Raw genomic sequence first — 25,596 nt, forward strand, 5'->3', positions numbered from 1 at the left:
AACCCATGCCGAGCACCCCGCCGCCCCGCATCCAGCTGGACAGCAACCTGAAGCGTTGGTTTGCCCGCAATCTCGGACTCTGGAAGTCGCGCCGGGTGTATTTCTTCGCGGATGGCGAAACCCTGCTGGTGGAGATGATGCTGCGGGTGCAGGCCTTTGATTCGCCTCTGGATGGGGATGCGGCCTACCGCTTCACCTGGTGGCCGGAGAAGGAGTTCGATTTCTTTGAGCGCAAGCCCCAGTACCCCCGCACCGGCACCATGGAGGCCGTGCTCTGTGGCCACCAGCTGCAGCGCAGCAGCGGCTATCTGCAGGAGAGTGCGGCGGAGCAGAGTTCAGCCGCCAGCCTGATCCGGCAGGTGGATGAGCACGAGCTGATCTTCACGTCGCACTATGGCGATTGGACCATCCTCGAGCACATTCGCCTCGTGGACCAGGACCGCTACCGCTCACGCTCCATCTACTCCTGGCGTCATGGGGCCCTGGAGATCGCTGAAAACCACCATGAGCTGCACCTGGAGCCGGCCGGGGAGCTGCTGCAGAGCTGAGACGCCGCCGAAGATCTGAGGCCCCTGGCCGCAGCGGTGATGCAGCATGGGTTGATTCTCAGTGCGTGCTGCTTGTGGGTTGCCGATCGGGCCGCGCCGGGCTCCTGGCCCTGCCGCTGCTGGCGCTGCTGGCCGCGCCCCGTCCGCTTCAGGCCGCTGCGGCCACCGAGGCCGACATGCTGCTCTACACCCGCATCGCGGCGCTCAACGTCTGTGTGGCCCTGGTGGCAGAGGTGCCCTTCGACAAGGCCGTGGTGATTGCCGGTGAGACGATCGCCCGGGTGATCCGGGGCGAGCACGACAGTGCCATTGAGCAGCTGGGCAGTCAGCCCCTCAGCCTTGATGAGCTGCGCCGGGGCTCGATCAACTCGGCTGTGCTGGGGGCTGCTGAGGTCTGTCCCGACCAGTTGCCCGAGTCGGTGCGCCGTGATGTGGAGGCGGCCGTGCAGCGGGTCACCGGATCGGAGGCGATTCCGCCGCCGCCCCAGCCGGCGACCCTCCCTCCCGGCGACGCCGCCAACTGATCCCCAGCCAGCTCCTCCCTCTCCCCCCGTCTCCCGGTTCCATGGCCACGGTGCACCGCTGCGACTACCGCCCCGCCCCCTGCCTGCTGGACCGCACCGACCTGACGGTGCGGCTGTTCGACGACCACACCGAGGTGGAGGCCCGCCTGGCGCTGCGGCCCAACCCAGCCGCAGAGCCAGGGCCGCTGGAGCTGCGCGGCCTGGACCTGGAGCTGCTGGAGCTCCAGCTCGACGCCGAACCCCTGGAGGCGTCGGCCTATGGGCTTCTGGACGACGGCCTGGTGCTGCGGCAACCGCCCCAGCGCCCCTTCGTGCTGCGCAGCCTGGTGCGGATCCATCCCGAGCACAACACCACCCTGGAGGGGCTCTATGTGAGCAGTGGCCTGTTCACGACGCAGTGCGAGGCCGAGGGGTTCCGCCGCATCACCTATCACCCCGACCGCCCCGATCTGCTCAGCCGCTTCCAGGTGCGGATCGAGGCCGATCGGCTGGCCTGCCCGGTGCTGCTCTCCAATGGCAACTGCGTGGAGGGCGGCGCGCTGGCGGGCGAGCCCGGGCGCCATTACGCCATCTGGGACGACCCCTTCCCCAAGCCCTCCTACCTGTTTGCCCTGGTGGCGGGCCAGCTGGAGGAGGTGCGCGAGTGCTTCACCACCGCCAGTGGCCGCACGGTGCAACTGCGGCTGCATGTGGAGGCGGGCGACAGCCCCTTCACGGCCCATGCCATGGCCTCCCTGAAGCGGGCGATGGCCTGGGATGAGCAGCGCTATGGGCTCGAGTACGACCTCGATGAGTTCAACATCGTGGCGGTGCGTCACTTCAACATGGGCGCTATGGAGAACAAGAGCCTCAATATCTTCAACTCCAAGCTGGTGCTGGCGGATCAGGAAACGGCCACGGATGCTGAGCTTGAGCGAATCGAAAGTGTGGTGGCCCATGAATATTTCCATAACTGGACGGGCAATCGCATCACCTGCCGCGACTGGTTCCAGCTCTCCCTGAAGGAGGGCCTCACGGTGTTCCGGGACCAGAGTTTCAGCGCTGATCTGCACGGCGCGGCCCTCAACCGCATCGAAAACGTGTCGATGCTGCGCAACACCCAGTTTCGAGAAGATGCCGGCCCCACGGCCCATCCGGTGCAGCCCGATGCCTACCAGGCCATCGATAACTTCTACACCACCACCATCTATGAGAAGGGCGCGGAGGTGATCCGGGCGCTCCACACCCTGCTGGGTGAGGAGACGTTCCTGCAGGGAATGGCGCTCTACGTGAGCCGCCACGACGGCTCCGCCGCCACCTGTGACGACTTCGTGCAGGCCATGCAGGATGCCGCCGAAGCCGCCTGGGCCGCGGGTACCCCGGAGGCGGCCCGCTTTGATGTGGATCAGTTCCGGCGTTGGTATCACCAGGCGGGCACGCCGGTGCTGCAGATCCACCGCCACTGGGACGGCGAGCGGGGCGAGCTGGAGCTGGTGATCCGGCAGCACACTCCTCCCACCCCTGGCCAGCCCGACAAGCAGCCCCTGGTGATTCCCCTGGCCCTGGGCCTGATCGATCAGGCCGGGGAGCCCCTGACCGTGCGGCTGCAAGGGGAAGACGAGGCCACGGCGGCTGCGGCCCAGCGGCCCCTCAGCTGGGGGCAGGGCACCCGCCTGCTGGTGGTGGAGGCCGAGCAGCAGCGGCTGCGTCTGGTGGGCCTGCCGCGCCAGGCCCACCCCCCCGCCCTGTCGCTGCTGCGTCAGTTCTCGGCGCCGCTGAAGCTGGAGATCGGCCGCCCCAGCAGCGAGCTCGTGCACCTGCTGGCCCACGACAGCGAGGCCTTCGCCCGCTGGGATGCCGGCCAGGGGCTGCTGCGCCAGGCCGTGCTCGCCCGGGCCGCTGGCCAACCCGATGGCGGTCTGGAGGATGCCCTGATCACGGCCTTTGCCCGCATCCTGCACGACCCGCGGCTCTCGGAGGCCAGCCGCGCCATGCTGCTGGCCCAGCCGGGGCTGGCGGAGCTCGAGGACGGCCCAGGCGTGCCCGATCCGCCTGCCCTGTTTGCGGCCCTGGAGGCCCTGAGGAGCCTGTTCGGGGCGGCCCTGGCGGCGCCCCTGCAGGCGGCCCTGGAGCGTTGCACCCCGCAATGGAGTCTGGACTGGCCGGACGGCAGTGGTGCCCGGATGCTCACCGGCACGATCTGGAGCTGGCGCGCCGCGGCCGGGGATCCCGCGGTGATCGCCGCGGCCCGGGCGGCCGTGGATGGCCCCTCGATGACTCTGGCGCGGGCCGGCCTGCGGGCCCTGCAGGCCCGGGAGATTCCCGAGCGGCAGGAGGCGGTCGACGCCTTCTACCAGCGCTGGCAGTCCAGGCCCGTGATCCTGGATGCCTGGTTTGCCCTGGAGGCCTCGGCCCCCTTCGCCGATGGTCTGGAGCGGGTGCAACGGCTGCTGCAGCACCCTCGCTTCGATCCGGCAGCCCCCAACTCCGTGCGGGCGGTGCTCGGTGGCCTGGCCGGCAACCCGCCCGTGTTCCATGCCGCCGATGGCAGCGGCTACCGCTTCATGGCCAGCCAGATCGCGGCCCTCGACCGCCGCAACCCGATCACCGCCTCGCGCCTGGCCAAGGTGTTCAGCCGCTGGCAGAGCTATGGCCCCGGCCGTGGCGGCCAGATGCGCCAGGCCCTCGAGAGCCTGGCGGCGTCAGAGCTGTCCACCAACAGCCGCGAGGTGGTGGAGCAGTGCCTGGGAGCTGCCTGAGCTGGCTGAGCCGCTTCTGGCTCCTGCCGCACTGATCAGCGGCCCCTGCGGTTCACCTCCTCGTGCAGCTTGCGGAAAGCCGCCTTGCGGGAGGCGCCGCCCTCCGGGCCGGCGTGGACGCCCCAGAGCCCTTCCCAATAGAAATAGATCACGCCATGGCCCCGGGCGGTGGCCAGTTTCACCTTCTCCCGCAGGGTGGTCATGTTGGGGGTGCGGCCGCCGAAGCCCGCCAGGATGCCGATCTCCACAGGCATGCCCCACTCCTTGGCCTTCACCAGGGCCGGTTGGTCGAGATCCTTGGCGAAGCCCCGCACCGAGTAGGCGTAGTTCTGCACGATCAGGTCGTCCACCAGCTCGCCCACCGACCACAGCTCCCAGTCCTGCAGCCAGCGGTTGTAGGCGAAGCGGAACGGACCGGGCGAGAGGCTGATCACCCGCTCAGGCGGTTGACCCAGCCGGCCGCGGCCCGAGCTGGCATCCAGCTCATTCAATTGCTGCCGCAGCTCCCGCAGCAGGCTGGTGAGCTGCTGGCGGCGCCACTTCATCCAGAATCGGTCGGTGTGGTTGGCGGGCGGCTCCACCCCCTTCTCGGCCCGGTAGAGCTGGCGGGTGTAGGGGTCGTAGCCGAGTTCCACCGGCCAGGCGAAGTGGTCGTCGAGCTGGATGCCATCCACGTCACAGCGCTGCACGATCTCGGTGATCAGGCCGAGAAAGCGCTGGCGCACTCCCGGGTGGGCCGGGTTCAGCCACACCATGGTGGTGCCGTGCATCTCCACGCCCGTGCTGCCGTTGCGGCGCTGCAGCACCCATTCCGGCCGCTCCCGCACGATGGCGGCATTGGCCGGCTCCATCAGGCCGTACTCGAACCAGGGGATCACCTCCATGCCGCGCCGCCGGGCGCTGCGGGTGAGCCGGCAGATCGGATCGAGGTTGGGGTTGGCCTTGGCCAGAGCCGGTTCCATCGGCGCGTGGCGCGAGCGGTGGAACGTGGTGCCCCGGCTCCAGACGTTCGGGTAAAGGGTGGTGAAGCCACTCCTGGCCAGATCGTCCACGGCCCGATCGATGCGTGCGCCGTCGTAGTAGAGGGTGCTGGGGCTGTTGGTGAGCCACACGCCGATACGGCGAGGCTGGGGCGTGGCGCTGCGGGCCGCCGCTCCGATCGGCAGGCCCACCACCGCGGCGAGGAGCACGTTGAGGCTCACCGGCAGCAGGGCCTTGAGCCGGCTGCCCCGCTTCAGGGGCGGCGGGGCCACGGCAGGAGTGGTCAGCGGAACATCGAGCTCACGGAGCTTTCTTCGTGGATGCGCCAAATCGCCTCGCCCAGCATGTTGGCTACCGATAGCACCCGGAGCTGGGGGAAGTGGCGCTCCTCGGCCAGGGGGATGCTGTTGGTCACCACCACCTCCTCAAACAGGCCAGGCTCGGAGAGCCGCTCCACCGCCGGGGGGGAGAAGACGGCGTGGGTGGCGCAGCAGAACACCCGGGCAGCCCCGTTGCGGCGCAGCAGCCGGGCGCCCTGGGCGATCGTGCCGCCGGTGTCGATCATGTCGTCGATCAGCACGGCGGTCTTGCCGGCCACATCGCCGATCACGGTGAGACTCTCCGCCACGTTGTGGGCGGCGCGGCGCTTGTCGATGATCGCCAGGGGGGCGTCGTCCATCTGCTTGGCGAAGGCCCGGGCCCGGGCCACGCCGCCCACGTCCGGCGACACCACCACCATCTCGTCGAGATGGCGGGTGCGCAGGTAGTCCACCAGCACCGGCGAGCCGTAGATGTGGTCGCAGGGGATGTCGAAGTAGCCCTGGATCTGGGAGGAGTGCAGATCCATGGCCAGCACCCGGTCCACGCCGCTCTTGGTGAGCAGGTTGGCCACCAGCTTGGCGGTGATCGATTCGCGGCCGGCTGTCTTGCGGTCGGCGCGGGCGTAGCGTAGTAGGGGATCACGGCGGTGACCTGCCGGGCCGAGGCCCGTTTGCAGGCATCCACCATGATCAGCAGCTCCATCAGGTGGTCGTTCACCGGGGCGCAGGTGGGCTGCACCAGGAACACGTCGCAGCCGCGGATCGACTCCTGGATCTGGATGTAGGTCTCGCCGTCGGCGAAGCGCTTGATCACCCGCGGACCGTCCGGCACGCCGAGATAGGCGCCGATCTCCCGGGCCAGGTCGTGGTTGGAGGTGCCACTGAACAGGCGCAGCCGCCTGGTGTCGTGGGCGGCTTCGGTGCCGGTGCGCTCCTGTGCCAGCCGATCGGCGGTGATGAAACTGGTCACGGCGGGCGCAGACGCGTCGGCTCAAGTCTGATGGTAGAAGCGAGCCGGTCCCCACAACTGCAAACAACCATGACGCTTTCCGAGGCGCTCCACTCCGGGGAGCGGGGTTCAGCTCTGGGCTTGCCGCCCCTGCCGCCCCGACTGGTGCTGGTGGCGGCCGGCCCGCCCGAGTCGGTGTGCGCCCTGCTGCAGCAGGCGGCTCCAGCCCTGGCGAGGGTGCTGGGGGCTGGCCTGGGCACGGGTTTGGGGGCGAGTCTGGGCACGAGCGCCGCACCGGGCCTGGTTGAGGGGCCCGGCTGTGGGGAGCCCGCCGGGGAACTGGCCGCCCTGCTGGCCGGCGAGCCCCCGTTCGATCACTCGCTAATGGATCCGTCGCCAATGAACCAGTCGGCATCTGATCGGTCGGCGCCAGGGCCCGTGCTGGTGCCGCTGCGGCTCGATCCGGGGTTCAGCCTGGAGAACGGCAGTTGCTGGGCCGAGGCCCTGGGGGCCTGGCGCCAGCCCACGGTGGCGGTGCTGGGCGCCGAGCAGCTGCGCAGTGGGCTGCCGGCGGCCATCCGCCCCCTGCTGCGCCAGCAGCGGTGCCCCTGGCCGGCCTGGTGCAGTGGGGCCTGCCCTGGGAGCCGGAGCGCCGTCGCCGCGAGGCCTTGCCCTGGCTCGGGGCCCTGGACAGCACCGCTGCCGCCGCCGCTGCCGATTCCCATGACCTGGGGCGCCATCTGGCCCTGGCCCTTCGCCTGGCCTGCACCAAGCTGGGCTAGGCGTTCAGGAGCCGGCGGCGGTCGCCGCCGGTGGGGGCCAGAGGTCACTGGGCGCCGACTTGGCGACCTGCCGCAGGTCTGATCCGCCGGCCGCTGCCTTGTTGCCGTCCTTGGCCGCATCCTTGGGGGGAGGGGCCAGGGGCACGGTGGCAAAGCTCACGCTCTGGCCCGGCTTCAGGGTGGCGGCCATCAGGCTGAGCACCTCGGCGGGGGTGAGGTTGCTCTCCACCTGACCCCTGAGGCTCTGGACCAGGGCCGGGATGTCCTGGCTGCGGCCGGGGGTGTTGAGCTCCCTGAGCAGGCTGCGCATCACCGCTTCCTGGTTGGCGCTGCGGCTCTCGATCGGCCGGCTGGGGTCGCGGTAGCGCACCAGCTGCTCCACCTTGGCGCCCTTGAGCCGCTGGACGCCGCTCTGGAGGTCGATCTTGAGTCCCTGGCGCTTGTCCTCGTAGACCATGGTGCTGCCGGGATTCACCTCCAGGGCGCCGAGGCCATCCACGAGGCTGCGCAGGGCGCCGCGGCTCAGCACCAGATAGCGATCCGGTTCGGTGCTGGCGAGCCCCACCAGGTTGCGGGCGGCGTCGGCCGTGAGCGCGACACCGCCCTGGCGGTAGAGGCTGCCGAGCGACTTGAGCCCGCTGCTGCCGGGCAGCTGCACCGCCAGGGCGGTGGGCAGGTTGAGCACCTGCAGGGGGCCGCCGGGGTTGACGCGCAGCAGCAGCAGGGCGTCGGCATTGGCGGCTCCGGCGGGGGCGGCCTTGTTGTTGGGGTCCTGCAGTTGATCGGCGTCCACCCCGATCACCAGCACCGTGACGGCGCGGCTGGGCGGCTTGGCCAGATCGGCGAGCGCGTCAGGCGCCTCGGAGCCGCCGCTCGGGTCTGACTCGGGCCAGAGCACCCCCAGCAGGGCGAGGCCAACCGCGGCGCCCACACCCACAAGGGCGAAGCGCAGCAGCACGACCGGTCGCAGCCAGGCGAAAAGCTTGATGCCTCCCAGGGGGGAGCTGCGCCGCTGGGCGGGGGATGGGGCCGGTTGGGACCTGGGGCTGGGGGGCATCGGGATCGCTGGGCGCCCGCTCATCACTGGTCGTCCACTCTGACTCACCCTCTGCAGGGCCCCACCCGATAGGTTGAGCACCAGCGAGAGGCCCTGCCTTGCCGGCCCGTTCCCCATCCCCGTCTGGCGGCTCCCTGGCTCCCCATGAACGGGCCCGTCCCCTTGCCAAGGGCAGTGTGTATCCCGCCAAGGAGCTCTGCAGCCAGTGCGGGCTCTGCGACAGCCGCTGGGTGGCCTATGTGCGGCAGAGCTGCGCCTTCCTCACCCAGCGCTTCGAGGCCATGGAGGCCGCCGCCCACGGGCGCAGCCGGGATCTCGACAACGAGGACGAGCTCTACTTCGGCGTGCATCAGCGGATGCTGAGCGCCCGCCTGCGCCAGCCCCTGGAGGGGGCCCAGTGGACCGGCATCGTCAGCCGCATCGGCGTGCGCGCCCTGGAGACCGGGCTGGTGGACGCCGTGCTCTGCGTGGGCCAGAGCGAGACGGATCGCTTCACCCCTGTGCCGCGCCTGGCCCGTACGCCCGAGGAGGTGCTCAGCGCCCGGGTGAACAAGCCCACCCTCTCGCCCAACCTGGAGGTGCTCGAGCAGCTGCCCGGCAGTGGCATCCGCCGGCTGCTGGCCATCGGCGTGGGCTGCCAGATCCAGGCGTTGCGTGCCGTGCAGCCCACCCTTCCCCTCGATGAGCTCTACGTGCTGGGTCTGCCCTGCGTCGACAACGTGTCCCGCGAGGGCCTGCAGACCTTCCTGGAGAGCACCGTGAGCTCCCCCGACACGGTGGTGCACTACGAGTTCATGCAGGATTTCCGCATCCACTTCCGCCACAGCGACGGCCGCACCGAAACCGTGCCCTTCTTCGGGCTCGACACGCCCAAGCTCAAGGATGTGTTCGCCCCCAGCTGCCTGAGCTGCTTCGACTACACCAATGCCGGCGCGACCTGGTGGTGGGCTACATGGGGGCCAGTTTCGGGCGGCAGTGGATCACCGTGCGCAACCCCCTGGGCCAGCGGCTGCTTGACCTGGTGGAGCCGGAGCTCGAGGTGGCCCCCGTGACCAGCCGCGGCGATCGCCGCGCCGCCGTGCAGCAGGGCATCGAGGCCTACGACAAGGCCGTGAAGCTGCCGCGCTGGCTCGCTGATGTGATCGGGGGGTTCGTGCAGCGCTTCGGTCCGAAGGGCCTGGAGTATGGCCGCTTCTCGATCGATTCCCATTTCACCCGCAACGCGCTCTGGGTGCGACGCCATCATCCTGAGAAGGCCGAGGCCCACATCCCGGCCTTCGCCAAGAAGATCGTGAGTCGCTACCGGTTGCCCTCAGCGTGAGTCAGGTTCTCTCCGCCGCCCGGCGTCGCTGTGGTGTGTTGCTCCACCCCACGGCCCTGCCCGGGCCCGGCCCCTGCGGAAGCTTCGGCGCCGAGGCCCACCACTGGATCGAACTCCTGGCCGAACATCACATCGGTCTGTGGCAGCTGTTGCCTCTGGCCCCCACCGACGGCACGGGCTCGCCCTACAGCTCCCCCAGCGGCTCGGCCCTGAACCCCTGGCTGCTGGATGGGGACCAGCTGGTGCAGGAGGGCCTGCTCACGGAGGCCGATCGCCAGGCGCTGCCCGGCAACGCCAGCACCGAGCGCCTCGATCTGGAGGTGATGCCCCAGCGCTGCGCCGCCCTGGCCGCCGCCCTGGCGCGCCGCTGGCCCCAGCAGGACGAGGCCGCCCAGCAGGCGTTCGCGAGCTGGCGCCACAGCCAGCGCCACTGGCTGGAGGATCACTGCCGCTTCATCGTGCTGCGGCAACAGCAGGGCGGCCGCCCCTGGTGGGAGTGGCCCGAGCCGCTGGCCCGGCGTCAGCCCCAGGCCCTGCGCCAGCTGGATCGTGATGGTGCCGGCGCGCTCCTGGAGCAGGCGCTGCTGCAGTGGCAGCTGCAACGCCAGTGGCAGGCCCTGCGCCGGCGCGCCCACAGCTGCGACCTCGACCTGGTGGGCGACCTGCCCTTCTATGTGGCCCATGACAGCAGCGACGTCTGGTGTCGCCCCTGGCTGTTTTCCCTGGGGAGCGGGGGTGGCCTGGAGCAGCAGAGCGGCGTGCCGCCCGACTACTTCTCCGCCACGGGCCAGCTGTGGGGCACGCCGGTGTACCGCTGGCCCCGGCATCTGATCAGTGGTTTCAGCTGGTGGATGGCGCGGCTGGATCGTCAGTTCGAGCTCTTCGACCGCCTGCGCCTCGATCACTTCCGGGCCCTGCAGGCCTTCTGGAGCGTGCCCGGCGGCGATCCCACCGCCGAGAACGGGTGCTGGCGCTGGTCGCCGGGCAGCCTGCTGTTGCGGCTGCTGTGGTTGCGCTGCTGGATCAAGGGCCAGTTGCGCGATGGTCATCTGCCCCTGATCGCCGAAGACCTGGGCGTGATCACCCCGCCGGTGGAGGCCCTCAGGGATCGCTTCTCCCTGCCCGGCATGAAGATCCTGCAGTTCGCCTTCAACGGCGATGGCGACAATCCCTACCTGCCCGCCAACATCCAAGGCCCAGACTGGGTGGTGTACACCGGCACCCACGACAATCCCACCACCACCGGCTGGTGGCAGGACCTCGACCACGACTCGCGTCAGCGCGTGGAGCATGCCCTGGGCGCGGCGGTGACCGCCCCGGCCTGGCAACTGCTGGAAGCCGCCCTGGCCAGCCCGGCCGATCTGGCCGTGGCGCCCCTGCAGGACCTGCTCGAACTTGACGATCACGCCCGCTTCAACACCCCAGGCACCACCTCCGGCAACTGGACCTGGCGGCTGAACCAGCCGGTGGCCAGCCTCGCCGGACCGCTGAAGGGCCTGGGCGAGATGGCCCACCGCTATCAGCGCGCCTGAGGCTGGAACCGGCCCGGCTCGCCCGGGCTGGCGCGGAGCGATTGACCGAGCCACTGCACAGCTCCAGGCGAGGTGGGCGCTGGCGTGATCCGCAGGGTCCAGGGGGCGCTGAGGCTGAATTCGAGCCGGCCGCTGGCGGCCTTCAGCTCAGTGCTGCCGCCGCCCGCGGTCTCGAGGTTGAGGCTGGCCGGCGCGGCCAGGGTCACCACCAGGGCCCCCCGTGGGCTGATGGCCTGTTGCGGTGGGGCGGCTGCTTGGCTCTGGCGCCGCCAGAGGGCCAGGGCCTGCCCCGCCCCGGCCTGTTGCAGCGGCCGCAGGCTGGGAACAATGGCGAGCAGGGCCTGGTCACTGCCCTGCTTGCCGCCCTGCTCCTGCATCGGCAGCGGCGGAATGGGGCTCACGGCCAGGAGCCCCTCCTGGGCGAGTTGGCGTTGCTGCAGGTTGAGGCCATACACGAGCCCGAGGGTGAGCACGCCGTAGAGCAGGGTGCCCTGCCAGGTGGTGAAGACATCGATCGAGCCAGGCGTGAAGCGCTGCAGTAGCCCGCGTGGCTGCTCCTGCGGCGGCAGCCGGTCGGCCGAGGTCGGCAGCACCCCCTCCAGGCTGCCTGGCTGCAGCTCGAGATGCCGCTCGATCAGGGGCAGCATCGTGCGCAGATAGGCGGCCTCGGGCAGGCGATCGCGCCAGCCGCGCTCCAGGGCCTCCAGCACCGGTGTGCTGATGCGGGTGTCCAGGGCCAGCTGGCGCAGGCTGAGCTGGCGTTCCTCGCGCCGCTGCCGCAGGGCACGCCCTGCCGCCACCAGCGGATCCTCCCTGGCCGGAGCACTGGCGGGGGACGCACGCCGACGCCGCCAGCGCCACAGCCACCGGAAGGGCATGGGCCGTGCCGCTGGAGGCGTGGTGGCAGGGGGCCGGGGCGCTGATGGCGGGCTCAGGACTCGGGGGCGACCAGGGCGTCCCATTCTCGGCGATCAAGGGCTCGCCAGCTTCCCTCCGGCAACGGGCCCAGCCGCAGCGCACCGATGCCGATGCGCTGCAGGTCCAGCACCGGGTGCCCCAGCAGCTGGGCGGTGCGCCGGATCTGGCGGTTGCGTCCCTCGCCCATCTCCAGTTCCAGGCCGGTGCTCCTGGCGCTGTGCTGCAGCACCCGCACGCCCACCGGCTGGCTGGCCTGGCCATCGAGCGGCACGCCCCCGGCCCAGCGCGCCAGGGTGGCCCCACTGGGTCGGCCCGCCACCTGCACCCGATAGAGCTTGCGGTGGCCATGGCGCGGATGGCTGAGCCGCAGGGTGAGGGCGCCCTGGTTGGTGAGCAGCAGGGCCCCCCGCTGTCGGCATCGAGACGGCCGATCGGGTGCAGGCCCCGGCCCCGCCGCAGCTCTGGCGGCAGCAGCTCGAGCACGGTGGGGCGGCCGCGGGGGTCGCTGCAGCTGCACAGCACGCCCACCGGTTTGTTGAGCAGCAGCAGCAGTGGCTCGGCCGCGGGGGCGAGGGGTTCGCCATCCACCGCGATCCGATCGCTGCCGGGATCGGCGCTGTCACCGATCCGGGCGGTGGCTCCATTCACCTGGACCCGGCCGGCGCGCAGCAGGTCTTCGGCCCGGCGGCGGGAGCAGAGTCCAGCCGCCGCGATCAGTTTCTGCAAGCGCTCTCGGGCCATGGACCCATGCTGCAGGAGGCCGGGAAAAGGATGGTAGGTTTACGAAACAGAACTGTTTCGCAATTCTCCGTCATGCCTTCCCTGCCCGTGGCCGCTGCCGATGGGTCTGCTCTGCCTGGTGGCGCCGACCTGGTGCGCAGCTACCTGCGGGACATCGGCCGGGTGCCGTTGCTGAGCCATGAGCAGGAGATCACCCTGGGCCGCCAGGTGCAGGAGCTGATGGCCCTGGAGGAGATCGAACAGGAGCTGACGATGCGTGCCGGGGGTACGGCGCCGGAGCGGCCGGAGCTGGCGGCGGCGGCGGGCCTGAGCCTGCCGGTGCTGAAGAAGCGTCTGCAGGCGGGCCGCCGTGCCAAGGAGCGGATGGTGGCGGCGAACCTGCGGCTGGTGGTGAGCGTGGCGAAGAAATACACCAAGCGGAACATGGAGCTGCTGGACCTGATCCAGGAGGGCACGATCGGCCTGGTGCGGGGCGTGGAGAAGTTCGACCCGACGCGGGGCTACAAGTTCAGTACGTATGCGTACTGGTGGATCCGGCAGGGGATCACGCGGGCGATCGCGGAGAAGAGCCGCACGATCCGGCTGCCGATCCACATCACCGAAACGCTGAACAAACTGAAGAAGGGTCAGCGGGAACTGAGCCAGGAGCTGGGCCGCACGCCCACGGTGAGCGAGCTGGCGGTGTTTGTGGAGCTGCCGGAGGAGGAGGTGAAGGACCTGCTGTGCCGGGCGCGGCAGCCGGTGAGCCTGGAGACGAAGGTGGGTGACGGCGAGGACACGGAACTGCTCGACCTGCTGGCCGGTGATGGGGAGCTGCCGGAGGAGCGGGTGGACGGAGAGTGCCTGAAGGGGGACCTGCGGGCACTGCTGGAGCAGCTGCCTGAACTGCAGGGCCGGGTGCTGAAGATGCGCTACGGCATCGATCCCGCGTCGGCCGAGATGGCTGAGCCGATGAGCCTCACCGGGATCGGTCGCGTGCTGGGCATCAGCCGCGACCGCGTGCGCAACCTCGAGCGCGATGGTCTGGCCGGCCTGCGCCGTCTGGGCAGCGCCGTGGAGGCCTATGTGGCCAGCTGAGCTCGGCTGCTGCTGAGCTCGTCAGCTGCAGGGTTAGCGTCGCCCCGAAGCCCTGCGGCCCCCCGGTCCCCGTCGCTGCCCATGCCGCCTGAGTCGCTGCTGTCCTGGTTGGACCATCGCCGCCGGCTCTGCGACATGGATGTGGAGGAGATCCCCTGGCGGCAGTCGCGGGAGTGGCACTACAGCGGTGGCGCCCTGCAGCACCACTCGGGTGGCTTCTTCAGCATCGTGGGGGTCCAGGCCGAAACCGGCTCCGGCGTCACCCTGCGCCAGCCCCTGATCAACCAGCCTGAGATCGGCATCCTCGGCTTTCTGCTGCAGCGCCGCGGCGGCGTGCCCCATCTGCTGATCCAGGCCAAGCCGGAACCGGGCAACATCGGCCTCTGTCAGGCCGCTCCCTCGGTGCAGGCCACCCGCAGCAACTACCAGCGCCTGCACCACGGCAAGGCCACCCCCTTTCTCGACTTCTTCACCGGCCATGCGGCCGCCCTGGTGCATGCCGACAGCCTGCAATCCGAGCAGGGCACCCGCTTCCTGGGCAAGTACAACCGCAACATGACGGTGGAAGTGCCACCGGAGCTGCCCCTCGACACGCCCGAGGGGTATCACTGGGCCCCGGTACCCGAGGTGTGTGCCCTGCTGGGCACCGACTTCCAGATCAACACCGATGCCCGCTCGGTGCTGGCCAGCTCCGACTGGTCGCTGCTGGCCGGCGGCTCGGTGCCCTTCGGCCGCTGGCACGGTCAGGGGGGGATCGGTGAGAGCCTGCTGGGCTCCCACGCGGCGCCGGCCGGCCAGGCCCACAGCAGCGAGCTGACCATCCTGGCGGCGCTGGAGCAGCTGCGCCAGGCCTACCCCTTCCAGGTGCGCACCGTGTCGCTGGATCGGGAGCTGGACTGGCTGGAGGGCCGCCAGCCGCGCCTGCTGGGGCCAGCGGGCAGCTTCGATGTGCGCCAGGTGGCCGTGCGCTCCAGCGAACGCGAGGTGCAGAGCTGGGATCAGCCGATCGTGGCTCAGGAGCGCCAGGGCACGGCGGTGCTGCTGGGGCGCCACGTCAACGGAGTGCTGCACCTGCTGTTCCGCTGCCGCGCTGAGATCGGCTTCCGCGAGGGTTTTCAGTACGGCCCGGCCCTGCAGGATGCCGGCGGAGCCCCCTCGCCGGTGCCGGAACTCGATGCTGAGGAGCTCGTGCTGCGGGAGCTCCTGGGGCGGGCCACCCCCTTGCTCAGCAGCCTCCATTCCGATGAGGGAGGGCGCTTCTACCGCTCCGTCGCCCGCTACAGCATCGCCCTGATGGCGGAGGACGATGCGCTGCCCAGCTCGCCATCACTGCGCTGGATGACCCTCGGCCAGATCGAGCGGCTGCTCAAGCGCCAGGGCGTGTTCTCCAATGAGGCGCGCAGCCTGATCTCGATGCTGCTGGCTTACCTGTGAGCGCCGTGCTGCCCCCGGCCGCTCGCGTCAGTTTCGTGATCGCCACCTACAAACGGGTGGATGCCCTGCGCAGCACCCTGCGGGCGCTGCAGCTGCAGACCTGTGCCGACTGGGAGGCCGTGGTGGTGGGCGACTGCTGCGCGCCTGACACGGGCGCCATGCTCGCTGAGCTGGCTGATGCCCGCCTGCGCTACTACAACCTGAGCGAGCGCTTCGGGGAGCAGTCGGGTCCCAATTCCTTCGGGCTGGCCCTGGCCAGGGCGCCGGTGGTGTGTTTCCTCAACCACGACGACCTGCTGCTGCCGGATCACCTGGAACTGGGCCTGCAGCGGCTTGAGCAGAGCGGCGCCGACCTGCTGCTGGCGCCGGCCCTGAAGCTGGCCACCTGTCACGAAGCGCCCGATGGTTCGATTCGGCCGGTGTTCATGAAGCGCCTCACGATCGGCCCCGAGCTCAGGGATCTGCGCCTGCTGCTCCGCCCCGAAGACCTCTACTACGACCCCAGCAGTTTCTGGCTGGTGCGCACGGCCTACGCCCGCCGCGTCGGCCCCTGGATCCATTCCAGCCGCCTCTGGCGCACCTCCCTGCGCGACTGGCTGCTGCGTGCCTGGCGCCTGGGCGGCCGTTTCGTCTTCACGCCAGACCTCGCCGGCATCCGGGTGGTGAGCCACAACCACCGCGGCAGCCGCCATCGCTACAACGCCCTCACCCCGGAGCACCAGCGGCTGATCCGCCTGTTCGAATCGCTCAGTCCCGAGCAGCTGCGCCAGCGGCTTCCGCGCAAGCTGCGCCAGACCGCCGCCCAGCTCGGCCGTCCCATCGGCCGGCGTGAGCGGCCTGCCGCCCTGACCCCGGGCCTGCGGCTGCAGGCGCTGCTCTATCGCCTGCTGGGCTTCGACTGGCAGGTGCTGCGCTGGCGTCGCCAGGGCGTGGAGCCCGGTGCCTACCACTCCCGGCTGCTGCGTCAGCGCACCGGAGAAACCCTGGCGCTGGTGCCGGATCTGGCCAGGCTGCTGGCCGATCCTGAGCGCTACCGGGAGGCGTCTGTTCCCAGTTCCCAGCAGGCGCGGTAGGGGGAAGCAGGGAATGGGGGCTGGCAGCTCGGCGGTGGCGTGGAGCCTGGAGGCGGCCACGGAGCGGCTCAGCGGCCAGGCGCCGCTGCTGCGCAGCCGGCTGCTGGCCTGGTGGCGCCTGGAGGGACGCCATGACCTCCCCTGGAAGCTCCATGCCGATGGCCGCCCGCCCCAGCCCGGCGAGACCCTCGATCCCTGGAGGATCTGGGTGGCCGAGATCATGCTGCAGCAGACCCAGCTGCAGGTGGCGCTCCCCTACTGGCAGCGCTGGATGGCGGCCTTCCCCAGCCTGGAGGCCCTGGCGGGCGCCGAGCAGCATCAGGTGCTGCTGCTCTGGCAGGGCCTCGGCTACTACGCCCGGGCGCGACGGTTGCACCAGGGCGCCAAGCTGCTGTTGAAACAAGCCCCCCAGGACCCCTGGCCGCGGCAGCTCGAGGGTTGGCTGGCGCTGCCGGGGGTGGGCCCCAGCACCGCCGGCAGCATCCTCTCCTCGGCCTACGACCTGCCCCACCCGATCCTGGACGGCAACGTGCGGCGGCTGCTGGCGCGGCTGCTGGCCTCTCCCCAGCCCCCGGCCCGCCAGCAGGCGGCGTACTGGCAGCTGAGCCACACCCTCCTGGATCGCCGCCATCCCCGCGCCTTCAACCAGGCCCTGATGGACCTGGGCGCCAGCGTCTGCACCCCCCGCCAACCGCGCTGCGGGGTCTGCCCCTGGCAGGGCCACTGCGCTGCCTACGCTGCCGGCGATCCCGCCCGCTTCCCCGTGAAGGATGCCGCCAAGACCGTGCCCTTCCAGGTGATCGGGGTGGGGGTGGTGCTCGACGCCGACGGCCGGGTGCTGATCGATCAGCGCCTGCCGGAGGGACTGCTGGGGGGGCTGTGGGAGTTTCCCGGCGGCAAGCAGGAGCCGGGCGAGGCGATTGCGGCCACCATCGCCCGCGAACTGCGCGAGGAACTGGCCATCGAGGTGCAGGTGGGTGAGGAGCTGATCCGCCTCGAGCACGCCTACAGCCACAAGCGGCTGCGCTTCGTGGTGCACCTCTGCCGCTGGAGCAGTGGCGAGCCCCAGCCCCTGGCCAGCCAGCAGCTGCGCTGGGTGCGGCCGGAGCAGCTGGCGGACTTTCCCTTCCCGGCGGCGAATGCCCGCATCATTGCCGCCCTGCAGGAGCGGCTTGCCCGGGGGCTGGTGGAGCCCGGCTGACGCCGGCTCGGCCCTGGGCCAGCCTGGGGGGAGCTGGCCCCGCCCCCATGGCTGCCTCACCACCGCTGGTGCTCTGCCTCGGCGAGGCGCTGGTGGATCGCCTGGGCCCCCTGGGCGGCGATCACGCCAGCGCCCCTGCCGGCGACTGCGACGACCGCCTCGGTGGCGCCCCCGCCAACGTGGCCTGCGCCCTGGCCCGCCTGGGCAGCCGGGCGGCCTTCCTGGGCCGGCTGGGCCGGGACCCGGCTGGCGAGGCCCTGGCGGCGCTGTTCCGGGCCCGGGGCGTGGACACCAGCGGCCTGCAGTGGGATGCCGAGCGGCCCACCCGCATCGTGCTGGTGCGCCGTGACCTGGCCGGCGAGCGCCAGTTCGGTGGCTTCGCGGGCAACCGTGGCGATGGCTTCGCCGACGAGGCCCTGCAGGCCGGCACCCTGCCGCAGCAGGCCAGCTGGTTGCTGGTGGGCACCCTGCCCCTGGCCGGCGGCGCCGCGGTGGCCCTGGAGCGCGCCGTGGAGCAGGCCGGAATCGCCGGCGTGGCCCTGGCTGTGGATGTCAACTGGCGACCCACCTTCTGGGATGACACGGCGCCGCCGGATGCGGCTCCCAGGCCGGAGCAGGCCGCTGCCATGCTCGCCCTGCTGCAGCGGGCCGCCCTGCTCAAGTGCGCCGCCGAAGAGGCGCAGTGGCTGTTCGGCAGTGCCGATCCAGAGCAGGTTCGGGCGGCCCTGCCCCAACAGCCGGCCGTGGTGGTCACCGATGGGGCGGCGCCGCTGCGCTGGTGCCTGGGACGATCCAGTGGCGTCATGGCCCCCTACCGGGTGCCGGTGCTCGACAGCACCGGGGCCGGGGATGCGTTCACGGCCGGGCTGCTGCATGGCCTGGTGGCCAGGCCTGATCTGCTGGGTGGCCAGGACGGGCTGGCGGTGGAGCAGCTGATGCGCTTCGCCAGCGGCTGCGGCGCCTGGTGTGCCAGGGGGCCGGCGCCATCGATCCCCAGCCCACTGCCGCTCAGGTGGAGGCCTTTCTGGCGGCTCGGCAGAGCGGGCCTGCGCACTGATCGGCAGAGCCGGGCTCAGGTCGGGCTAGCGAGCCTTGGCCGGGCGCCAGAGCAGGGCCTGGCGCCCGGCCTCGGGGTCGGCGCCATCCAGCAGCTGCAGCTCCAGCCACCAGGCCTCGCTGGGGGGCAGGCTCAGCCGCTCGGGCCATTCCACGGCCAGCACGGCGCCCAGCTCAAGCGCACTTTCCTCTTCCTGGGCCAGCAGCTCATCCGCCGCGCCCGCCTGCTCCAGCCGGTACAGATCGAGGTGCACCAGCGGCCGCGCCGCTGCATCGGCTCCCCGCGGCAGGTAGTGCTGGGCCAGGGCGAAGGTGGGGCTGGTGATCGGTTCGTCGATGCCCAGGGCCGCGGCCAGGCCCTGCACCAGGCAGGTCTTGCCGCTGCCGAGGTCGCCCTGCAACAGCAGCATCGGCGCCTGGGCCGCCAGCCCCCCCGGGCCCGTGGGCCTCAGCCACAGCGCCAGCGCCGCCCCCAGGGCCCGGGTGGCGCAGGCATCGGCGAGCTGCTGGCGGCGCCAGGGCGGGCTGGAGGGGCTCACGCGGATCCGGAAGCTGTCTGTAGATTGCCGCTCAAGCGAGCCCGAAGCCTCGGCGTCTCTGCAGATATTTCCCCATCCATGCCCTCCCAGCCGGGAGTGAGCTGTTCTTCAGGAGTCCCAACCATGGTGGCCACCCCCACTGCGCCCACGCTGCAGACCACATCGTCGTATGTGATCGCCGACATCGACCTCGCTGACTTCGGTCGCAAGGAGATCGCCATTGCCGAAACGGAGATGCCGGGCCTGATGGCCCTGCGCCGCAGCTTCGGTGCCCAGCAGCCCCTCAAGGGCGCCCGCATCGCCGGGTCGCTGCACATGACGATCCAGACGGCCGTTCTGATCGACACCCTCACGGCCCTCGGCGCCGAGGTGCGCTGGGCCAGCTGCAACATCTTCTCCACCCAGGACCACGCCGCCGCCGCGATCGCCGCCAGCGGCGTGCCTGTGTTCGCCTACAAGGGCGAAAGCCTCGATGAGTACTGGGCCTTCACCCACCGCATCCTCGAGTGGGGCGATGGCGGCACGCCCAACATGATCCTCGACGACGGTGGCGATGCCACCGGTCTGGTGATTCTCGGCACCAAGGCCGAGCAGGATCCCTCCGTTCTCGATCACCCCTCCAACGAAGAGGAAACCGCTCTCTTCAACAGCATCCGCCAGAAGCTCGCCACCCAGCCGGGCTTCTACTCCCGCATCCATGCCGCCATCCAGGGCGTCACCGAGGAAACCACCACGGGTGTGGCGCGGCTGTACCAGCTTCAGAAGGCCGCTGAACTCCCCTTCCCGGCGATCAACGTCAACGATTCGGTCACCAAGAGCAAGTTCGACAACCTCTACGGCTGCCGCGAATCCCTGGTGGATTCGATCAAGCGCGCCACCGACGTGATGGTGGCCGGCAAGGTGGCCCTGGTGATGGGCTACGGCGATGTGGGCAAGGGCTCGGCCCAGTCGCTCAGAGGCCTCGGTGCCACGGTGATGATTGCCGAGATCGACCCCATCTGCGCCCTGCAGGCGGCCATGGAGGGCTACCGCGTGGTGCGCCTCGACGACGTGGTGGCCGACGTGGACATCTTCGTGACCGCCACCGGCAACTTCCAGGTGATCCGCCACGAGCACCTGATCCGCATGAAGGATCAGGCGATCGTCTGCAACATCGGCCACTTCGACAACGAGATCGATGTGGCGTCCCTGAAGCAGTACAGCTGGGACAACATCAAGCCCCAGGTGGATCACATCCTGCTGCCCAGCGGCAACCGGATCATCCTGCTGGCTGAGGGCCGGCTCGTGAACCTGGGCTGCGCCACCGGTCACCCCAGCTTCGTGATGAGCAACTCCTTCACCAACCAGGTGCTGGCCCAGATCGAGCTGTTCACCAAGGGGGACCACTACGGCAAGGAAGTGTACGTGCTGCCCAAGCACCTCGATGAGATGGTGGCCCGCCTGCACCTCGAGAAGATAGGCGCCCGGCTCACCGAGCTCAGCGCCGAGCAGGCCGCCTACATCAACGTGCCGGTGGAAGGGCCCTACAAGCTCGAGCACTACCGCTACTGAGCTGCTTCGTCGGTCTGGCGCCCCGGTCGGGCCCCCTCCGTGGGGGCACTGGGGTGCGTTCAGAACGGCACTTCCTCCTCACTGGGTTCGCCACCGCCGTAGCCGCCCCCACCGCCGAAGCTGCCGCCACCTGCGCCCATGGCGCCCTCGGCGTCGCGGCGGGAGCCCAGCAGCTCGAGGCGATCCACCCGGATCACCGGTTTGGTGCGCTCCTCACCGCTGGTGCGGTCGGTCCAGCGGTCGAGCTTGAAGCTGCCGATGATCCCCAGCAGGGAGCCCTTGCGCACATAGTCGGCGGCCACCTGGGCCTGCTTGCCCCAGATCTCGAGGTTGAACCAGTCCGGTTCGTCGTCGCGGCTGCGCCGGTTCACCGCCAGGGTGAGGTTGGCCACCACGCTGCCGGACTCGAAGTAGCGCACTTCGGGATCGCGGCCGGCACGGCCGACGAGAGTGATGGAATTGACGCCCATAGCGGGTCTCCTTGGTCGATTGGATCAATGATGCGGCACCCCTTGAGGCGCCCTCAGCGGTTCAGTTCCACCCTGGGGGCCGGCTGTAACGCTCCCCGATGGTCCCCGTATGATGCGGGGCTGCCTCAACAGATGTCCGTGTTCTTTCGTCGTTTCCAGTTCTCCCGCGACATCGGCATCGATCTGGGCACGGCCAACACCTTGATGTATGTGTCGGGCAAGGGCATTGTGCTGCAGGAGCCCTCAGTGGTGGCCCTGGATCTCGAGCGCGGTGTGCCCCTGGCGGTGGGCGATGAGGCCAAGCTGATGCTGGGCCGCACCCCCGGCAACATCCGGGCCATCCGGCCGCTGCGCGACGGCGTGATCGCCGATTTCGACGCCGCCGAACAGATGATCAAGACCTTCATCCAGAAGGGCAACGAGGGCCGCGGCATCGTGGCGCCGCGGCTGGTGATCGGCATCCCCAGCGGCGTCACCGGCGTGGAGCGCCGCGCCGTGCGCGAAGCGGGGTTGGCGGGGGCCCGCGAGGTGCACCTGATCGATGAGCCCGTGGCCGCCGCCATCGGCGCCGGTCTGCCGGTGACCGAGCCCGTGGGCACCATGATCGTGGACATCGGCGGCGGCACCACCGAGGTGGCGGTGCTCAGCCTCGGCGGCACGGTGCTGAGTGAATCGGTGCGCGTGGCGGGCGATGAACTCAGTGATTCGATCGGCGTGTACCTCAAGAAGGTGCACAACCTGGTGGTGGGTGAGCGCACCGCCGAGGACATCAAGATCCGGATCGGCTCGGCCTTCCCCGACGACGAGCACGACGAGACCTCCATGGACGTGCGCGGCCTGCACCTGCTCTCCGGCCTGCCCCGCACCATCAATGTGCGGGCCGGCGACATCCGCGAGGCCATGGCCGAGCCCCTCAACGTGATCGTGGAGGCCGTGAAGCGCACCCTGGAGCGCACGCCACCGGAACTGGCGGCCGACATCGTTGATCGCGGCATCATGCTGGCCGGCGGCGGCGCCATGGTGCGCGGCATCAGCGACCTGATCAGCCACGAGACGGGCATCCTCACCCACATCGCCGAAGACCCGCTCCTCTGTGTGGTGATGGGCTGCGGCATGGTCCTGGAGGACTACAAGCGCCTGGAGCGCGTGCTGGACACTCCTGACTTCGTGCGCATGGCGGCCTGAGCTCCATGCCGTCGGACCGCCAGCCGCGACTGCCGCCGCTGCGCCGGCTTAGGGCCTTCTGGCCCTGGGGGCTGCTGCTGCTGGCCCTGGTGGGGGTCCGTCTCAGCAAGGGAGCTGGGCTGAGCGATGCCTATGCCCTGCTCAGCCGTCCGTTCTGGCCGGGCAGTGCCCAGGGGGAATGGATCAGGTCGGCCCAGCAGCTCGACCAGCAGACCCGCCTCTCGATGCTGGAGGCGGACAACCTGCGGCTGCGGGAGCTGCTGGATCTGCAGCAGGCCGGCGGCAAGGCGATTCCTGCCCCGGTGATCTCCCGCACCGCCGGTGGCTGGTGGCGCCAGCTGGTGCTCGGGCGGGGCTCCCTACAGGGGGTGGCGCCGGGCCAGGCGGTGGTGGCCCCGGGCGGTCTGGTGGGGCGGGTGGTCAGCGTGACACCCAGCACGGCCACGGTGGCCCTGCTCACCGATTCCAGCAGCCGGGTGGGGGTGTGGGTGGCCCGGGTCCGGCGCCATGGGCTGCTGGTGGGCCTCGGCACCCCCAGGCCCGTGCTGCGCTTCATCGATCGGGATCTCACGGTGCGGCCCGGTGATGTGATCGTGACCTCCCCGGCCAGCACCCTTGTGCCCCCCAACCTCACCGTGGGAGTGGTGCAGACGGTGGATGAGGACGCGGTGCCGGCCCCGGAGGCCGTGGTGCAGCTCAGCGCCCCCCTGGACGCGGTGGACTGGGTGCAGGTGAGGCCGCAGTGAGCGGCGCCCGGGCGGAGGCCGGCCGATGAGCGGCCTGGCTCGCCAGCGCTGGTGCGCCGCCACGCTGCTGCTGGTGCCCCTGCTCAGCCTGGGGTCTCCGGCCCTGTTGCAGCTGGCGGGCGTGGGTCCCAGCTGGGCGGTGCTCTGGCTGCTGCCCTGGTCCCTGGTGGATGGGCCCTGGTCGGGGATGCTGGCGGGGCTGATGCTGGGCCTGATGCTCGATGCCCTGCAGCTCGGCCCTGTGAGCCAGATTCCGGCGCTGCTGTTGCTGGGCTGGTGGTGGGGTCGGCTGGGACGCCGCCATCCCCGGCTGGAGCGCAGCTTCAACCTCGGCCTGCTGGCCCTGCTCGGCACGGCCCTGCTCGGCCTCAGCGTGATGCTGCAGCAGCACCTGGCGGGCCAGCTCGGCGCGGCTCCCCTGCACGTGCTCATGGCCCAGACCCTGCTCACCGCCCTGCTGGCGCCCATGCTGTGCTCCCTGCAGCTGCTGCTCTGGCGCCTGCAGGTTCCTGGACTGCGCAGTGACGTGATGGGAGGCGGAACCCGATGGCCTTGAGGCGGCGAGAGCTGTTGCGACTGCTGGCGATGGCCGGCGCTTCGGCCGGGCTCAGCGGAGCCCTGGGGGCCTGCGGCGGCCGCGGCGGCGGTGGAGTCGGCCCCGATGGCCGGCGCGAGCTGAACGTGTGGACCCTGGATCTGGCCCCGCGCTTCAACGACTACCTGGCGGCTGTGATCGCGGCCTGGGAGGCCCAGAATCCCGGCATCCGGGTGCGCTGGACCGATGTGCCCTGGGGCTCGGTGGAGCGCAAGCTGCTGGCTGCCGTGTTCGCCCGCACCGCTCCGGATCTGGTGAACCTCAACCCCCCCTTCGCGGCCAACCTGGCCAGCAAGGGGGGCCTGCTCGACCTGGAGCCCGTGCTGCCGGCGGGGGCCGAGCAGCGCTACCTGCCACGGATCTGGCAGGCGGGCCGGCAGGACGGCAGCCAGTTCGCCATTCCCTGGTATCTCACGGCCCGGATCACGATGGCCAACCGGGAGCTGCTGCAGCAGGCTGGCTACCCGGCGCCACCGAGCCGCTGGGATCAGGTGCCCGCCTATGCCGAGGCGGTGCGGCGCCGCACGGGCCGCTATGCCCTGTTCACCACCGTGGTGCCCGACGACTCGGCCGAGCTGCTCGAGTCGATGGTGCAGATGGGTGTGCGGCTGCTCGATGACCGCCGCCGGGCCGCCTTCGACAGCCCCGCCGGCAGACGGGCCTTTGCGTTCTGGAGTGATCTCTACCGCCGGGGTCTGCTGCCCCGCGAGGTGGTGAGCCAGGGCTACCGCCGCGCCATCGAGCTCTACCAGTCGGGCGATCTCGCCCAGGTGTCCACCGGGCCGGATTTCCTGCGCAACCTCCAGACCAACGCCCCCGGCATCGCCGCACGCACCAGCCCCTTCGCGCCCCTCACCGGCGCCGATGGCGCCGCCAACGTGGCCGTGATGAATCTGGTGGTGCCGAAGCAGAGCGCCATGGCGGCGGCGGCGGTGAGTTTCGGCCTGTTTCTCACCAACGCCGACAACCAATACCGCTTTGCCGAGGAGGCCCGGGTGCTGCCCTCAGCCGTCGCGGCCCTGGAACGGCTGCAGGCCAGCCTGCGCCAGCAGGAGAGTGGCGCCCCCGCCGAACAGCAGCTGGTGGAGAACGCCCGCCTGCTCTCGGCCACCACCCTGGAGCGGGCCCAGGTGCTGGTGCCGGCGATCCCGGGCATCAAACGACTGCAGACCATCGTCTACACCCAGCTCCAGCGCGCCATGCTGGGCCAGAGCGACAGCGACACCGCCCTGGCGGCGGCGCGGCAGGAGTGGGACCGCTACGCGGCGTCCCGCTGGCCCTGAGCCCTGTAGCAGCAGCGCCCCCTTCTGTCTGTTTCTGCAGAAATGCTTAAGCCTGGGCAGAACGGAACTGCCGGAGCCGATCTGGGGGATGACCTTTCGCCTCTCTCAGGGGTATGGTTGCGATTCTTCATCCCCAGGCGCTGCGCCCATGCCCTCCGCGGACATGTCGATCACGCCAGCGGAGCCCAAGGCCACGCTGCTCGTAGTCGACGACGAGGCGGCCGTGCGGCGGGTGCTGCTGATGCGTCTCCAGCTGGCGGGCTACCGCGTTCTCTGTGCTGAGGACGGCGAAGAGGCCCTCACGCTTTTCCACCAGGAGCAGCCCGATCTGGTGGTGCTCGATGTGATGCTGCCCAAGCTCGACGGCTTCGCCGTCTGCCGGCGGCTGCGGGCCGAGTCGTGCGTGCCGATCATCTTTCTCTCGGCCCTCGATGCCATCGCCGAGCGGGTGTCCGGCCTCGACCTGGGGGCCGACGACTACCTGCCCAAGCCCTTCAGCCCCAAGGAACTCGAGGCGCGCATCGCCACGATCCTGCGGCGGGTGGGCCGGGGCTCGGCCGCCAGTGAGCCCAGGGAGCTGCCCAGCGGCAGCGGCGTGCTGCGGCTCGGAGACCTGGTGGTGGACACCAACCGCCGCCAGGTGACCCGCGAAGGCGACCGCATCGCCCTCACCTACACGGAGTTCAGCCTGCTGGAGCTGCTCTTCCGCGAACCCGGCCGGGTGGTGCCCCGGGCCGAGATCCTCGAGCAGCTGTGGGGCTATCCGCCCCGCCGCGCCGCGGACCTGCGGGTGGTGGATGTCTACGTGGCCCGCCTGCGGGGCAAGCTGGAGCCCGATCCCCGCAACCCGGAGCTCATCCTCACGGTGCGGGGCACCGGCTACGCCTCCCAGCGCCTTGGCGACGTGGGCCTCAGCGCCGCGGGCTGAGCCCAGCCGCAGCTGGGCTCCACTCCTGCAGGATGGCTGCCAGCTGA

General features: G+C 70.6%; 21 protein-coding genes and 4 pseudogenes. 17 read left to right on the plus strand and 8 right to left on the minus strand.

Annotated elements, in window-relative coordinates; translation table 11 throughout:
* Positions 1–5: 5 nt before the first annotated feature.
* The 3 genes from IQ220_RS01295 (at position 6) to pepN (ending at position 3,810) form a co-directional block, all read left to right on the plus strand.
* Entirely contained in the window at positions 6–548 is a 543-nt protein-coding gene (locus IQ220_RS01295; protein WP_193912932.1) for a hypothetical protein, read from the plus strand.
* Positions 549–613: 65 nt separating this feature from the next.
* Entirely contained in the window at positions 614–1,072 is a 459-nt protein-coding gene (locus IQ220_RS01300) for a cAMP phosphodiesterase (protein WP_193912934.1), read from the plus strand.
* Positions 1,073–1,113: 41 nt separating this feature from the next.
* Complete coding sequence (gene pepN, locus IQ220_RS01305; RefSeq protein WP_193912935.1) at positions 1,114–3,810, plus strand: aminopeptidase N; 2,697 nt, start codon at positions 1,114–1,116, stop codon at positions 3,808–3,810.
* Between the two features lie 35 nt (positions 3,811–3,845).
* On the opposite strand, the gene IQ220_RS01310 is transcribed toward pepN, so the two are convergent.
* The 3 genes and pseudogenes from IQ220_RS01310 to IQ220_RS01320 form a co-directional block, all read right to left on the minus strand.
* The gene (locus tag IQ220_RS01310; protein WP_193912937.1) at positions 3,846–5,063 is read right to left on the minus strand and encodes a family 10 glycosylhydrolase; all 1,218 of its coding nucleotides are present in this window, start codon (positions 5,061–5,063) and stop codon (positions 3,846–3,848) included.
* An 11-nt stretch (positions 5,064–5,074) separates the two neighbouring features.
* Positions 5,075–6,081: pseudogene (locus tag IQ220_RS01315) on the minus strand (ribose-phosphate pyrophosphokinase).
* A gap of 353 nt (positions 6,082–6,434) precedes the next feature.
* Positions 6,435–6,638, minus strand: coding sequence for a hypothetical protein (locus tag IQ220_RS01320; protein ID WP_193912939.1), 204 nt, complete (start codon positions 6,636–6,638; stop codon positions 6,435–6,437).
* A 24-nt stretch (positions 6,639–6,662) separates the two neighbouring features.
* On the opposite strand from IQ220_RS01320, the gene IQ220_RS01325 reads away from it, so the two are divergent.
* A complete protein-coding gene (locus IQ220_RS01325) occupies positions 6,663–6,842 on the plus strand; it encodes a hypothetical protein (RefSeq protein WP_193912941.1) in 180 nt (59 codons plus the stop codon).
* Positions 6,843–6,846: 4 nt separating this feature from the next.
* Here IQ220_RS01325 and IQ220_RS01330 read toward each other — a convergent pair whose 3' ends face one another.
* On the minus strand, positions 6,847–7,899 hold the full coding sequence (locus IQ220_RS01330) for an LCP family protein (protein WP_193912943.1): 1,053 nt from the start codon (positions 7,897–7,899) through the stop codon (positions 6,847–6,849).
* A gap of 134 nt (positions 7,900–8,033) precedes the next feature.
* On the opposite strand from IQ220_RS01330, the pseudogene IQ220_RS01335 reads away from it, so the two are divergent.
* Positions 8,034–9,220: pseudogene (locus IQ220_RS01335) on the plus strand (Coenzyme F420 hydrogenase/dehydrogenase, beta subunit C-terminal domain).
* Positions 9,217–10,752: a 4-alpha-glucanotransferase gene (gene malQ / locus IQ220_RS01340; protein ID WP_186696917.1), complete on the plus strand. Its 1,536-nt coding sequence runs from the start codon at positions 9,217–9,219 to the stop codon at positions 10,750–10,752. The pseudogene IQ220_RS01335 and the gene malQ overlap by 4 nt, the downstream one beginning before the upstream one ends.
* Here malQ and IQ220_RS01345 read toward each other — a convergent pair.
* Complete coding sequence (locus tag IQ220_RS01345; RefSeq protein ID WP_193912945.1) at positions 10,740–11,630, minus strand: helix-turn-helix transcriptional regulator; 891 nt, start codon at positions 11,628–11,630, stop codon at positions 10,740–10,742. The genes malQ and IQ220_RS01345 overlap by 13 nt on opposite strands.
* Positions 11,631–11,683: 53 nt before the next feature.
* Positions 11,684–12,411 (minus strand): annotated as a pseudogene (locus tag IQ220_RS01350) (pseudouridine synthase).
* Positions 12,412–12,483: 72 nt separating this feature from the next.
* Between IQ220_RS01350 and IQ220_RS01355 the strand changes: the two are divergent.
* The 5 genes and pseudogenes from IQ220_RS01355 (at position 12,484) to IQ220_RS01375 (ending at position 18,253) form a co-directional block, all read left to right on the plus strand.
* Positions 12,484–13,488 carry an RpoD/SigA family RNA polymerase sigma factor gene (locus IQ220_RS01355; protein ID WP_193814340.1) on the plus strand — a complete coding sequence of 335 codons (1,005 nt, stop codon included), beginning with the start codon at positions 12,484–12,486 and terminating at the stop codon, positions 13,486–13,488.
* An 81-nt stretch (positions 13,489–13,569) separates the two neighbouring features.
* The gene (locus IQ220_RS01360) at positions 13,570–14,922 is read left to right on the plus strand and encodes an NDP-hexose 2,3-dehydratase family protein (RefSeq protein ID WP_193912947.1); all 1,353 of its coding nucleotides are present in this window, start codon (positions 13,570–13,572) and stop codon (positions 14,920–14,922) included.
* The gene (locus tag IQ220_RS01365; protein WP_193912949.1) at positions 14,919–15,995 is read left to right on the plus strand and encodes a glycosyltransferase family 2 protein; all 1,077 of its coding nucleotides are present in this window, start codon (positions 14,919–14,921) and stop codon (positions 15,993–15,995) included. Before IQ220_RS01360 ends, IQ220_RS01365 begins: the two co-directional genes overlap by 4 nt.
* 13 nt (positions 15,996–16,008) lie before the next feature.
* Positions 16,009–17,196, plus strand: a complete 1,188-nt coding sequence (gene mutT / locus IQ220_RS01370) for an 8-oxo-dGTP diphosphatase MutT (protein ID WP_193912951.1) — start codon at positions 16,009–16,011, stop codon at positions 17,194–17,196.
* 47 nt (positions 17,197–17,243) lie between these two features.
* Positions 17,244–18,253, plus strand: a pseudogene (locus IQ220_RS01375) (carbohydrate kinase).
* A gap of 25 nt (positions 18,254–18,278) precedes the next feature.
* Here IQ220_RS01375 and tsaE read toward each other — a convergent pair.
* A complete protein-coding gene (tsaE, locus tag IQ220_RS01380) occupies positions 18,279–18,791 on the minus strand; it encodes a tRNA (adenosine(37)-N6)-threonylcarbamoyltransferase complex ATPase subunit type 1 TsaE (protein WP_370566303.1) in 513 nt (170 codons plus the stop codon).
* 123 nt (positions 18,792–18,914) lie between these two features.
* On the opposite strand from tsaE, the gene ahcY reads away from it, so the two are divergent.
* On the plus strand, positions 18,915–20,342 hold the full coding sequence (ahcY, locus tag IQ220_RS01385; protein ID WP_193912953.1) for an adenosylhomocysteinase: 1,428 nt from the start codon (positions 18,915–18,917) through the stop codon (positions 20,340–20,342).
* A 59-nt stretch (positions 20,343–20,401) separates the two neighbouring features.
* On the opposite strand, the gene IQ220_RS01390 is transcribed toward ahcY, so the two are convergent.
* Entirely contained in the window at positions 20,402–20,812 is a 411-nt protein-coding gene (locus tag IQ220_RS01390; protein ID WP_193815533.1) for a single-stranded DNA-binding protein, read from the minus strand.
* A gap of 138 nt (positions 20,813–20,950) precedes the next feature.
* On the opposite strand from IQ220_RS01390, the gene IQ220_RS01395 reads away from it, so the two are divergent.
* From IQ220_RS01395 to rpaB, 5 genes are all read left to right on the plus strand, one after another.
* On the plus strand, positions 20,951–21,997 hold the full coding sequence (locus IQ220_RS01395; RefSeq protein ID WP_304523750.1) for a rod shape-determining protein: 1,047 nt from the start codon (positions 20,951–20,953) through the stop codon (positions 21,995–21,997).
* A 5-nt stretch (positions 21,998–22,002) separates the two neighbouring features.
* Positions 22,003–22,743 (plus strand): rod shape-determining protein MreC, encoded by a 741-nt coding sequence (gene mreC / locus IQ220_RS01400; protein WP_186698032.1) that lies wholly within the window; start codon positions 22,003–22,005, stop codon positions 22,741–22,743.
* 25 nt (positions 22,744–22,768) lie between these two features.
* Complete coding sequence (gene mreD / locus IQ220_RS01405; protein WP_186698033.1) at positions 22,769–23,299, plus strand: rod shape-determining protein MreD; 531 nt, start codon at positions 22,769–22,771, stop codon at positions 23,297–23,299.
* A complete protein-coding gene (locus IQ220_RS01410) occupies positions 23,290–24,621 on the plus strand; it encodes a sugar ABC transporter substrate-binding protein (protein WP_193912956.1) in 1,332 nt (443 codons plus the stop codon). The genes mreD and IQ220_RS01410 overlap by 10 nt, the downstream gene beginning before the upstream one ends.
* A gap of 148 nt (positions 24,622–24,769) precedes the next feature.
* Entirely contained in the window at positions 24,770–25,549 is a 780-nt protein-coding gene (gene rpaB / locus IQ220_RS01415; RefSeq protein WP_228008795.1) for a response regulator transcription factor RpaB, read from the plus strand.
* Positions 25,550–25,596: the final 47 nt, after the last annotated feature.

The organism is Cyanobium sp. LEGE 06113, assembly GCF_015207615.1.

Coding starts and splice junctions, on each gene's coding strand:
- IQ220_RS01295 (WP_193912932.1), top strand. CDS start 6: ATGCCGAGCACCCCGCCGCCCCGCATCCAGCTGGACAGCAACCTGAAG.
- pepN (WP_193912935.1), top strand. CDS start 1,114: ATGGCCACGGTGCACCGCTGCGACTACCGCCCCGCCCCCTGCCTGCTG.
- IQ220_RS01320 (WP_193912939.1), bottom strand. CDS start 6,638: ATGGCCGCCGGCAGCCCACTGCGCAGCTGCTCGGCGCCCAGCACCGCC.
- IQ220_RS01330 (WP_193912943.1), bottom strand. CDS start 7,899: ATGCCCCCCAGCCCCAGGTCCCAACCGGCCCCATCCCCCGCCCAGCGG.
- IQ220_RS01345 (WP_193912945.1), bottom strand. CDS start 11,630: ATGCCCTTCCGGTGGCTGTGGCGCTGGCGGCGTCGGCGTGCGTCCCCC.
- IQ220_RS01355 (WP_193814340.1), top strand. CDS start 12,484: ATGCCTTCCCTGCCCGTGGCCGCTGCCGATGGGTCTGCTCTGCCTGGT.
- IQ220_RS01360 (WP_193912947.1), top strand. CDS start 13,570: ATGCCGCCTGAGTCGCTGCTGTCCTGGTTGGACCATCGCCGCCGGCTC.
- mutT (WP_193912951.1), top strand. CDS start 16,009: ATGGGGGCTGGCAGCTCGGCGGTGGCGTGGAGCCTGGAGGCGGCCACG.
- ahcY (WP_193912953.1), top strand. CDS start 18,915: ATGGTGGCCACCCCCACTGCGCCCACGCTGCAGACCACATCGTCGTAT.
- IQ220_RS01390 (WP_193815533.1), bottom strand. CDS start 20,812: ATGGGCGTCAATTCCATCACTCTCGTCGGCCGTGCCGGCCGCGATCCC.
- mreC (WP_186698032.1), top strand. CDS start 22,003: ATGCCGTCGGACCGCCAGCCGCGACTGCCGCCGCTGCGCCGGCTTAGG.
- mreD (WP_186698033.1), top strand. CDS start 22,769: ATGAGCGGCCTGGCTCGCCAGCGCTGGTGCGCCGCCACGCTGCTGCTG.
- IQ220_RS01410 (WP_193912956.1), top strand. CDS start 23,290: ATGGCCTTGAGGCGGCGAGAGCTGTTGCGACTGCTGGCGATGGCCGGC.
- rpaB (WP_228008795.1), top strand. CDS start 24,770: ATGCCCTCCGCGGACATGTCGATCACGCCAGCGGAGCCCAAGGCCACG.